Annotated in this window: 12 protein-coding genes and 1 rRNA gene; 9 read left to right on the forward strand and 4 right to left on the reverse strand. The window is 37.5% G+C overall.

Translation table 11 applies throughout. The features are described from left to right. The first annotated feature begins 50 nt into the window (after nt 1-50). From VEU72_00550 to VEU72_00560, 3 genes are all read left to right on the forward strand, one after another. Nucleotides 51-3,055: ribosomal RNA gene (locus tag VEU72_00550) — 23S ribosomal RNA — on the forward strand. A 131-nt stretch (nt 3,056-3,186) separates the two neighbouring features. Next, nucleotides 3,187-3,351 carry a hypothetical protein gene (locus VEU72_00555; protein HYL65623.1) on the forward strand — a complete coding sequence of 55 codons (165 nt, stop codon included), beginning with the start codon at nt 3,187-3,189 and terminating at the stop codon, nt 3,349-3,351. Between the two features lie 460 nt (nt 3,352-3,811). After that, nucleotides 3,812-4,414, forward strand: a complete 603-nt coding sequence (locus VEU72_00560) for a hypothetical protein (GenBank protein HYL65624.1) — start codon at nt 3,812-3,814, stop codon at nt 4,412-4,414. Between the two features lie 446 nt (nt 4,415-4,860). On the opposite strand, the gene VEU72_00565 is transcribed toward VEU72_00560, so the two are convergent. Further along, a complete protein-coding gene (locus tag VEU72_00565; protein ID HYL65625.1) occupies nt 4,861-5,136 on the reverse strand; it encodes a hypothetical protein in 276 nt (91 codons plus the stop codon). Nucleotides 5,137-5,455: 319 nt separating this feature from the next. Between VEU72_00565 and VEU72_00570 the strand changes: the two genes are divergently transcribed. From VEU72_00570 to VEU72_00580, 3 genes are all read left to right on the forward strand, one after another. Next, nucleotides 5,456-5,860 carry a hypothetical protein gene (locus VEU72_00570; protein HYL65626.1) on the forward strand — a complete coding sequence of 135 codons (405 nt, stop codon included), beginning with the start codon at nt 5,456-5,458 and terminating at the stop codon, nt 5,858-5,860. A 38-nt stretch (nt 5,861-5,898) separates the two neighbouring features. Beyond that, on the forward strand, nt 5,899-6,453 hold the full coding sequence (locus VEU72_00575; protein ID HYL65627.1) for a hypothetical protein: 555 nt from the start codon (nt 5,899-5,901) through the stop codon (nt 6,451-6,453). Between the two features lie 66 nt (nt 6,454-6,519). Continuing rightward, the gene (locus VEU72_00580; GenBank protein HYL65628.1) at nt 6,520-7,197 is read left to right on the forward strand and encodes a hypothetical protein; all 678 of its coding nucleotides are present in this window, start codon (nt 6,520-6,522) and stop codon (nt 7,195-7,197) included. Between the two features lie 271 nt (nt 7,198-7,468). On the opposite strand, the gene VEU72_00585 is transcribed toward VEU72_00580, so the two are convergent. After that, nucleotides 7,469-8,626, reverse strand: coding sequence for a hypothetical protein (locus VEU72_00585; GenBank protein HYL65629.1), 1,158 nt, complete (start codon nt 8,624-8,626; stop codon nt 7,469-7,471). Further along, on the reverse strand, nt 8,623-9,171 hold the full coding sequence (locus tag VEU72_00590; protein ID HYL65630.1) for a PH domain-containing protein: 549 nt from the start codon (nt 9,169-9,171) through the stop codon (nt 8,623-8,625). The genes VEU72_00585 and VEU72_00590 overlap by 4 nt, the downstream gene beginning before the upstream one ends. 111 nt (nt 9,172-9,282) lie before the next feature. On the opposite strand from VEU72_00590, the gene VEU72_00595 reads away from it, so the two are divergent. After that, entirely contained in the window at nt 9,283-9,429 is a 147-nt protein-coding gene (locus tag VEU72_00595; protein HYL65631.1) for a hypothetical protein, read from the forward strand. A gap of 108 nt (nt 9,430-9,537) precedes the next feature. On the opposite strand, the gene VEU72_00600 is transcribed toward VEU72_00595, so the two are convergent. Beyond that, the gene (locus VEU72_00600; GenBank protein ID HYL65632.1) at nt 9,538-9,741 is read right to left on the reverse strand and encodes a hypothetical protein; all 204 of its coding nucleotides are present in this window, start codon (nt 9,739-9,741) and stop codon (nt 9,538-9,540) included. A 110-nt stretch (nt 9,742-9,851) separates the two neighbouring features. Between VEU72_00600 and VEU72_00605 the strand changes: the two genes are divergently transcribed. Together VEU72_00605 and VEU72_00610 are read left to right on the forward strand one after the other, a co-directional pair. Then, a complete protein-coding gene (locus VEU72_00605; GenBank protein ID HYL65633.1) occupies nt 9,852-10,895 on the forward strand; it encodes an aldo/keto reductase in 1,044 nt (347 codons plus the stop codon). A gap of 137 nt (nt 10,896-11,032) precedes the next feature. Continuing rightward, nucleotides 11,033-11,323 (forward strand): hypothetical protein (locus tag VEU72_00610; protein ID HYL65634.1); only part of this gene is annotated, 291 nt, incomplete at its 3' end.

Below are 11,323 nucleotides of genomic sequence, written 5' to 3' on the forward strand. Positions count from 1 at the left end.
CATGTACTAGCGATGATCGTCATGTATAGTCGTGTAATATTATGACTGAATATGCTGGTGTGCAGACGCCAGTTGGAGGATGGCTAGGCTTGAGAAGAGATGAAGGACGTGGCAAGCTGCGATAAGCTTAGGGTAGGTGCAAGTGACCGATGATCCTGAGATGTCCGAATTGGAATCCTATGTGTTAAACATACTCAGCTACAATGGTAGTTGAGATCGAACCAGCGGAAGTGAAGCATCTGAGTACGCTGTGGAAAAAAAATCAATTGAGATTTCCCAAGTAGTGGCGAACGAAAAGGAATCAGCCCAAACTGAATCTGTTATGGCAACATAATAGAGATGTGGTGTTGTTATGGTCTTGCAATCCAAAATTCAAAGCTCAAGTGGTCTGGAACGACCCGACAAAGAGGGTGATATCCCCGTGAGCGTAAGAAAAAGGGATTTTATCATAACGCGAGTAGTTGTCCTTGGTAGTGGGCAACGAATTTAGGTGAAAGTAGCATCTAAGGCTAAATATTTCTCAAGACCGATAGTGAACTAGTACCGCGAGGGAAAGCTGAAAAGTACCCCGGAAGGGGGGTGAAAAGTGCCTGAAACCAACTGGCTACAGACGTGCGTGGCATGAAAGGAGTTTTTGTCAGACTGGAGGTTCTAGCAATAGAGCTGAAGGTTTGACGTTCATAGCTCTAGTGTCACGCGTTCCGTCTAGAAACACGGGCCAGGGAGCTTACCGTTATGGCAAGCCTAAACCTTAACAGGGTGGAGGCGAAGGGAAACCAAGTTCTCGCAACGCAAGTGAGGAGAAGCGTGTGAAAGTGCGTCGAGTCATAGCGGCAAGGCTAGAAACCAGACGATCTATTCTTGGACAAGCTGAAGTGGGACGAAAGTCCCATGGAGGGCTGAAGCAGTTCTAACGTGCAAATTGTTTGTCTGATCTGAGAATAGGGGTCAAAAACCAATCTAGTCTGGTGATCGCTAGTTCCTAACGAAGTGTATCGTAGTACTGCCTTTATGAAGACAGCGTGTCCTGTAGAGCACCGATCGGATATGACGGGCCAGAAATGGCTCGCTATCCATTCAAACTCCGAAGGGATGCGCGTCGTAGAAGTAGGGAGACGGGTTTACGTGGCGTAAGGCTCGTAACCAAGAGGGGGACAACCCAGACTGAGGTTAAGGTCCCCAAGTTTTTGCTAAGTGTCAAACTAAAGGGCGTATTGAAGCCAAGACAGCAGGGAGGTAAGCTCAGAAGCAGCTATCCTTTAAAAAGTGCGTAACAGCTTACCTGCCGAGCTTCGATGCCCCAAAAATGGACGGGGCTAAAGCAAAGCACCGATACCTCAGATTACTGTGATTATCACAGTACATGGTAGTTAGGCGTGGGGATTGGGTCGAAGCAGGGCCGTGAGGTCCTGTGGACCGGTTCCCATTGCAGATCCTGGCGGCAGTAACAGCATAGTATGGTGAGAATCCATACCATCGTAAGTGTAAGGGTTTCCCGGCAATGCGTCGTCAGCCGGGAGTTAGTCGATCCTAAGAGTGACCTCAACAGAGTCACCCGAATGGGAAACTTGTTAATATTCAAGTACCTTACAAATGACGTTATAATCTACACAGTTTTGCTTCCGGATAGGGCATTTAGAACCGTCGTTCTATTGAACTATTATAGAATTGGGGAGTGCCGTAATGGCGAGAACTAATTCGAGGTAGGAGGGGCTTGCCGTTAGGTGAGTTTGCTCAATTCCAGGAGACCATGAAATGCTGTGTAGTGAGTTGTTTGTTTGTCCGTACCGAGATCCGACACAGGTGCACTGGATGATAAGTCTAAGATGTATCGGGTATACCGTAGGCGAGGGAACTCGGCAAACTAGTCCTGTACCTTTGGTATAAGGGATGCCTGCGGTCTTAATGAAGAATTGGGACCGTAGGTCGCAGTGACAAGGGGGTCCCGACTGTTTAATAAAAACACAGGTGACTGCTAGTCCGAAAGGATGTGTATAGTCACTGAATCCTGGCCAGTGCAGGTACCTAAAACTTGGGTTCAACTGAGCTAAGGGCCTGTAAACGCCGGGAGTAACTCTGACTCTCTTAAGGTAGCCAAATGCCTTGTCGGGTAAGTTCCGACGCGCATGAATGGAACAACGAGGGCCCCGCTGTCCCCGCCTACAACCCGGTGAAGCCACATAAGCTGGACGAACAGTCCAGCATCTTCCATCGGGGAGAGAAGACCCCGTGGAGTTTTACTGCAGCTTGTACTTGCGGTATAGTTGGAATTGCATAGTGTAATCGGTAGCCATGCTTGTCTCCTTCCGGGGAGACAGGAAGCGAAAGTGTAACACCGGTCATTTCTTGCAGTACCTCTTACCACATTCACTTGTGGGACAGGTGCAGGTGGGCAGTTCGGCTGGGGCGGCACCCCTTTGAAAAGATATCAAAGGGGCCCAAAGTTCGGTTCAGACGGGTCAGAAATCCGTCGAAGAGGGCAAGGCCAAAAACCGGACTGACTGGATCTCCAAACGCACGGGATTCAGAGAAGAAATTCGGGCCTAGCGATCCATGACGTCCCCACTATTGGGGGCTCGTGGTGACAGAAAAATTACCCCAGGGATAACAGGCTCGTCGCGGGCGAGAGCTCCTATCGACCCCGCGGTTTGGTACCTCGATGTCGGCTTTTCCCATCCTGGCCCTGCAGCAGGGGCCAAGGGTGAGGCTGCTCGCCTATTAAAGGGGAACATGAGCTGGGTTTAGACCGTCGTGAGACAGGTCGGTCTCTGCCTGATGGAAGCGAGGCTGCTTGAGGGGAAGTTGCTCCGAGTACGAGAGGAACAGAGCAGCGTGGCCTCTGGTTTATCGGCTGTCTGATAAGGCAGGCCGAGCAGCTAAGCCATTTAGGCTAACTCCTGAAAGCATCTAAGGAGGAAGCCTATCCCGAGAAAAGGCAGCCGGTCGTAAGACAAAGGATGGCCGCAGAAGACGGCGTTGATAGAAACGAGGTGTAGATCCCAAGCTTCGGCGAGGGGTGAGCCTGCGTTTACTAAATATCCAATACATCAGTCAGTCATAATACATAGAGACTATACATGACGATTCATTTTATTTTGAATCACAGCATGTGCTGTACACGACTTTTTATTTTTTAATTTGTGATTTTCAGATTCCTTTTATCATATCACGTGATAGTGAAATATCATGGTTCTTAGCATGATGTGGATTTTTCCAGGAATTATTTTGTTAGGTGCAATGCTGTTTGGTGGAATTCATTTGTGGATAAAAAGAAGAAGAGAAGCCAAGAATCCTGATTTGTATGGTTCTAGGATACGACCTGATGATTTTGATGATGAAAAGAAGTTTTAAATTTAACTTTAAAATTTTTAAATGTTTTAAAGGGTTTAAATGTTTTAAACACTTGATTTTAAATTTAAACGCCTTGATTTTAGACACATATCTTAATTTTAGATGTGGATTTTAATTTTAAATGTTTAAACTTTAAACTATGAATTTTGAACTTTTAAAATTTGAAATTTAATTATGGGATATGATTTTTAATGAATTTAATTTTAAAATATAATAATCAAGCTAGAAACCAAAATTTAATTTGATCAATCTAGCTTGTTAACCAAATGACAATCTGATTGATGAATTTAGCTAAATTTTATTTGTGACAAGTCAGAATCTAAGCTAAATTTCACGCAAATAGAAATCGTCAGATAGATAAAGATTAAATTCACATCGTATATAAAGGTCAGAAATCACTATTATGTGTAGGAGTTTTTCCTACGACGCAAATCATTAACACTTAGGGTTGCCTATATTCATGGTAACACAAAATTCGAAAAAACTAGGCATAAAAAATGCTGATAGCTTGTCTGACAAGCTTGATGGAAAAACAATGGTTAAGCTTGATAATACAAAAATAAGAAAGCTTCTCACCAGTCATGATTTTGGTCATGATGCGAAAAAACATGGAAGACAGTTAGAAGACTTGGCTTGTTACATCTTTGAAAATATTCCTGGTTTCACCCTTGAAGCAAGAAACCTATATGACAAATATAGCGGTCTAGAAACAGACCTCATCTTTTGGAATGACCAAACTCGTAGCGGCTTGTACTTTTTACCTCCAATCATTCCAATCGAATGTAAGAATTGGTCCACTCCTGTAGCAGGAATTGATTTAAGTTGGTTTGCTGGAAAGTTAAGAAATAAAGCATTAAGATTTGGAATTGTTTTTGCACGGTCTGGCATAACTGGAAATGAATCAGAGGGAAGAGATGGATATGGAGCAATTCAACAGATATTGCATGACGGTTGCCAGATGATAGTAATAACTGGAGAGGATTTAGAAAATATTACAGATACTGACCAAATCGTGGAATTGCTCAAACAAAAATTCTGTAATTTAGGAATTGGTCCTAGATGATCTTAGACAAAACTCGGTTTGGAAGAGTAAGAAAGACCTTCATGGAGTACATGAGAGAACAATATGGCAGTGAAATAGCAGATAGAACACAGGAGAATCAATAAAAAGAAGAACTGAAGGCTACTTGAACCATAAAAATTAGATTTTTGATATCAAAACTGCTACAAACCCTAATCTAGTTATGAAAGAGTGGCTTCAAAAACTATATCGTACAAGATGTATTCCGCGTTTACATTGAAAACATATTCCGGATTTATCAAGAGTCGCTTCTATCATGCATTGGCATCCTTTGAATTTACATCGACAACTAAATTCTGAGTCCATATGACCAACGAGTCGACATGGAGAACATAATCCACTTGGATGCTCCGTTTTGTTGCTACAACCAGATTTACATCTACATTTCTTTGGTCTTGACTCTTTCATTTTCTCTCAAATTTTGAAATTTAAGATTCGCCCCGAATTCCGACATCAAGATTTTTTCTACTAACTAAACCATGAATGTACAGAAATTCCATCATGGAGTTATTTGCACGTATTCGACACCCAAGACAGGGAAAACCTTCCTCATTAATATCGCAAGAAAGTTGTTGAGTTATCAAATCTTTAAGCTCTTTTAGTCTCTGAAATCCAAATTCTGTAAGAGTAAATTCTCCTTTCAACGCTGGGTGTTCTTTCCAGTAGAGTGGATCAACAGGTTCATGTTCATGGGATTTTGTCAAGTAAAGATATTCCACTCAGCTTTGATATATCCATTACCTGACTATGATTCATTTCTCGGTTCTCAAAGTTTTACGACAACAGCATGTTTTTGTGTGTAAAGAGGGGATTGTCTTTTTATTGATTATCAATAAACTCCTTTGCCGGTCTATTTCAAATTACGAATATGATGATTGAATAAAACATCATTACATTTTGTAGTTGTGAAAGTAAAATAGATGAAAATTTTACAAATTATAATAAAACCTGGATAAATTTTAAACAAAGATTGTTTGATTCACGAAAGTATTTTAGTACATCCACAGTAGAAAAAGTAAGAATATGGCTGATGAACAAGAAATACTCAAAAAACTGCTTGTAGATGAAAAAGATATACTTAAAGATTTGGAGAAAGTAGTAGAAAAAACTCAGAAAATTTTTGTAATTGAAAAATCATCAGGTAAAATCTTTTTCAAAGATTTGAAACTATCTGATCCGCAAAGAATCTGTGCCATATTGATGGGAAAATATTTTGCGACAAAATTGGGTCTTACAAGAGATCACTCGTTAGGTATTTCAGAAATTGGCAAAGAAATTGGAAGACCAGCAACTGCTTTATCAGGACCGATAAAACAGATGACAAAAAGAGGATATATTCAAAAATCACCTAACAAAAAATATGAAATAGCATATCATAGAATAAATGAAATCTTAGATGCGATTCTAAAGAAGGACAAGCATGACTGAAATAGATGAATCAAAAGACACAATGGTGACTATCTAGAATGGGGGACACAAAAATCAAGATTAATTTGCGTGACGGTACTTTTGAAATTGAAGGCTCTGAATCTTTTGTAGAAAAATACTGGGATAAACTTGAATCTTCATTGGAAAAGATATCTGTTTTACCTATCGTACCGGTAACTGATAATCCAATCGGCATTAGTAAGCCTGATAAAGAAACTAAACCTAAAAATAAGAAAAAACAACCTTCACTTGAATTAATCCCGTTGAATTTAGAGGGCGGAAATGGTACACCGTCATTAAAACAATTCTTTGAAGAAAAGTCACCGAAATCGCATCAAGAAATCATAACAGTATTTTGTTATTATCTGAATAAACATCTTAGCATTAAAAATATGAGATATGGTCATGCTCTTTTTTGCTATAATGAAGTAAAAAAACCAAAATCAAATAATATTGTGCAATTATTTACCGATACCATACACCTTAAAAAATGGGTTGAAGTAGGCGATGAACCAAATACAATAAAAATTACAATTGCTGGTGAGAATTTAGTAGAACATAATCTTCCTCTAAAAATCAAACAGAAAAAATAATCTTTAGTAATTATGAATCAAGAGAAACTATGTCAGTTTGTAGAAAAAATTAGTGATTTTCATACATTGGAAGATAAAGAACAAATAATTCAATTTGGTTATTATTTACAAAATGAAGAAAATTACACAAGTTTCAAATCTTCAGATATTAGGGAGTGTTATCAATTATCTGACATTCCAGAACCTAGTAATATCTCTGCTAGAATGAGTGAATTAAAACGGGATAATAGATTAATTCCACGGGGATTAACTACTTATCGATTAAGCAAACCAGAATTTGATAAAATAAAAGAACTTGTTTCTCCAGAAAAAAATGGAAGGATAGAGAAAGTATACAAACCCGGACAAATTTATGATTTCTACAAGGATATTCACAATATCACTTTATCTGCTAAAAATGAAGTATTTGTAATTGATGCTTATGCACATGAAGATGTAATTGAATTGTATTTGGATAAACTTTCAGTTGGAATAAAAATTATGATCTTAACAAGCAAGCCGCAAGGTAATTTTATTAATATAGCAAAAAAATTTAAACAAAAGCATGGAAATAACTTCAAGGTAAAAATTAATGATCACTGTCATGATCGATTATTTTTTGCAGATAAGAAATGTTATGTAATTGGTCAGTCAATTGAAAAGGCAGCTACAGACAAACCCACATACTTATGTGAAATTCAAAACAGCGGGGCATTTCGGTCTGTCTTCCAAAATTTATATGATACCGCAAAAACGTTGATTTAATTTTTCATGAGAATACGATATCATACTACCATTTTTGTACTGCATTCAAGCACCTCCAAAAAATGCCTTCACAAACAGCCCTGTCCGATCAGTCTGACTGATCAAACACCATCGGGCTCGAATCCAATTTAATTCAATTACGTTTTGTGAATATTGAATAAGGATTCAAATCACATAGTAACAAGCTAACAGTTCAAACAATTCTTGTAATGGATCCAAAATTAATCTGTAATAGCATAATTCACGTTCAAGTTAATGGAATAAATTCAAACTATGAAAATCTAATGCCTTGTTCATCTTTTCTTAACCAATCTCCAATAGTTCCTCTTTTCTCAATTGCATTTCTTAATTCTGTATCAGGAAATCTATCCCCCAAGCTTGAATTGCAGCTTTGACATGTAAGATAGAGATTATCTGGATGATCTTTTCTATCCAACAGAAAAGTAAATGATCTTGCCCAGTCCTGTGATACAATATGACCAAATGCAATTTTTCTTGTATCCAATTTTGCAAATTTGATGTGATTGCAAAGATTGCCAGGACAGTCATGCCCCATTTTTTGAGCCCATCGTTTCAAGCTTCTTCCTTTATGTGAAGAATTGATTCTATCAAAAGACCATTCTCTAGCTAATGAAAGCGGTAATTCTGGTCTAGTCTCAACCTCCAAGTTAGTTTGGCCAAGTGATCTTAACAAGTTGATTGCATTATACACCTCAGAACGATTTACAAGTTTTAATTTTAGAGGATTGCTAAGAGAATTTCCTAAATCTTTTAGGTCATTAGTATATTCAATTATTTTTGCAGGTGCAGCTACAAATACTAAATTTGATGAAGAATCAATTCTATATTCAAACCACATGACAGCAATTACAAGAAATGGAATCTGAAGCTTCTCACTTAGAAATTGACACCATCTATAGCGAAGCATTCCTGTTGCATCTGCAGGTGGTTGATACTCAAATCTTCCTTGATCATCTAAACTATCATCATAATTTCCTTCTGAATGCCTAACAAAAGCAACTAATCTTTGGTTAATTCCTAATTCAACTCCTTGCTGTATTGCTTGAAAAAGTCGAAGGTTTTTGTTATTTGGAATAAGCTGCGCTCCTTCATTTACTAGAGTGTCTGCATCATATTTGTTCAGTATATTTGAACGAAGATCCCATGCAGATCTAAATGATCTTGGTGATGAGCAAAATGGAACAAGCTTCTCCAAATCTTCAAAATGTTCAATCATATCTTTTGTAACAAGCTTGGTTTTTTCCTCTGGGCAAATCTTTTTTAACGCATTTTTAATTTGATTTTTTGTAACATTAACTGGTGTTGGTTTCCCTTTTGCATAATATGTTTTTGGAGAAATTTCTAAAATTGCCTTTTTATTAAATTCCTTTATTGCAGTATCTAATTTTGATTCAAGCTTGCTGTTCATTCAAGCATTTTCTTCATATCTTCAAATTCTTCTTTTGTAATCTCTCCTTTAACAAAACGTTTTTTCAACATGGTCAAAGGATCATCTTCAACTGATTTTTGTTGAACTACCTCTGTTGTATGAGTCTGTGCAAGTCTAATTCCTTCATTAATTATCGCAACAATCTTTGCAGCTTTGTCTTTTGGTATTGCATCAATGTAGCCTTGCTCATCGGTGTTAAAATTTCCTGATTTTATCATTACTCTGGATGTAAAAACTCCTTTCTCTAATTTTACATTATTTATTTGACTATAAGGTATGGCATCAACATCTGAACGCAAACCAAGCATGTTAGGATCTCTAATTAGTAGACGTTTGTCTGTTGCAAAAATTGTCTTTGGTGTAATGAGCTTGCCACCTGGCATTAGCTTGCTTTGTCTTGCTACTGCTTTAATTATCTCTGCAGCATCTAACATGTTTTTTATTCTGTCAATCTCAGATAGTTCATCTGCATCAAACTGAGAACGGTCAAAGACATACTCTGGCTCTTTTTTACTACCAAACATACCAATATTTAAAAAACATAACTAATTTTTTAACTTGATCCCAGGATAATGTATATTTTCATTCTATTGAATTTCTTAAAACCTTAAGTTCAAAGAAAATTTAGACATTGGATGGTAAAACTTGCTAACAAAGAGCATGAGCTACAACAACTAACCAGAATTAAGCAATTAGAAAATGACTTGAAACAGCAGAAAAACAGAATAGATAAACTAGAAAACAGAATAAAGAATTTAGAACAAGCTAAACTGAAAAAATAAATCCTCGTTCCATTTTATTCTGGCCTCAAAAGCCAACATCAACGCCAAAATAAATGACAAGACTCGAATGTTTTCCTGAATATAACTAAAGTGCAACTAGATTGAAACTTATCTTTCTAATTCACTTTGAGCTTGCTCCCATTTCTTTTTTTCATCAAGCGCACTAGTCATTTCTGATTCTATGATTTGTCTTTCTATATGATCTAGCTTTTCATCTTTGAGCATCTCATTTAACTGATTAATTTTATTGGCATAAAATGCAACAGACTCGTTTACCAAGTTTTTCCATTCTTCAAATTCTTTTTCAAGCACACTATATCTCATCAATTTAGAAATTTAGCAATTTCTATCTTGAAAATATTGGTTTTGCAAGCTAGACATCTTGTCTTTTTTGACCCCGTAAGCTGGAACAAGATTAAAAAGTGAAGTACAATTTTCAGAAAATCATAAACATGTCACAACCACAAAAAACCTACCAGCTAGCACCTGATCTTAAAATTTGTCGAATCCTAAACGGCATGTGGCAGGTAGCCGGGGGCCATGGCAAGATAGAAAAAGAATCTGCCATCTCAGATATGATATCATATCATGATTCTGGTTTTACCACATGGGACATGGCAGACATTTATGGACCAGCAGAAGAATACATTGGTGAATTTCGAAGACAGATTGCAAAAAATAAAGGCAATGACGAGCTTGACAAAATCCAAGCTCTAACAAAATTTGTCCCAAACCCAGGAAAAATGACTAGAGAAATTGTAGAGCATCATATAAAAAAATCAATTCAAAAAATGAATGTAAAGGAAATTGATCTTGTCCAGTTCCACTGGTGGGATTACTCCGATACAAGCTACCTTGACGCATTACATCATCTATTCAAGCTACAAGATGAAAAAAAGATAAAAAATATTGGGCTGACAAACTTTGATACAGAACGAATCAAAATAATGGTAGAAAATGGATTCAAGATATCATCAAACCAAGTGCAATATTCCATCATAGACCAGAGACCTGAAATCAAGATGACACCATTTTGCCAAAAGCATGACATCAAGATACTATGTTATGGAACTCTACTTGGAGGATTCTTGTCTGAGAATTATCTAAAAAAACCAGAGCCTGCAAGGTCTCAGCTGTATACCATATCCTTGCAGAAATACAAGAACATGATTGATGCATGGGGAGGATGGGATTTATTTCAAGAGCTGCTTGTTGTTTTATCCCATATAGCAAAAAAACACCACTCCAGCATTGCAAATGTTGCTGCAAAATATATCTTGGATAAACCATCTGTTGCAGGCGTGATAATTGGTACAAGATTAGGTTTAGCAGAACACAGAGAAGACAACGCCAGAGTATTTTCATTAAATTTAGATAAAGAGGACAAGGAAAAAATAAAATCAGTAACCATAAAATCACAAGATCTCTTTTCTTCTATTGGAGATTGTGGAGATGAATATAGATAAATTCCCAGATTGTTTACCAGACCTAACCTATCTCGATGAATTATTTTCGAGTTAAAGCAAAATAATTAAATGTATTTTCAAAAATGAAAGATCACCAATAAATAGATCGGCCCTTATCTATTGTTGGGTTTGGCCTGATGATGGATTCAGTTAACAAATCACGGTATCTATCATTTGTAAGATTGAAAATTAACTGTAGGAAGATTATAAAAAGAACAGTTCAGACATCCTCCGTGGCTGCAATATTACTAGTAGCAACTTTCCTTGGAGCTGCCTCTCCAGTTGCACCAGTATATGGCACTACTGGAACCCCGCCATCATGTCCTACTGGCATGACCTTCGAGTCTACCACTCATTTATGCGAATCTTCTCCCACATCGTGTCCATCAGGCTCGACACTCAATCCTACTACCGGCATATGCGAATCT

It is taken from the genome of Nitrosopumilaceae archaeon (assembly GCA_035631875.1).
Lineage (GTDB): Archaea > Thermoproteota > Nitrososphaeria > Nitrososphaerales > Nitrosopumilaceae > TA-20.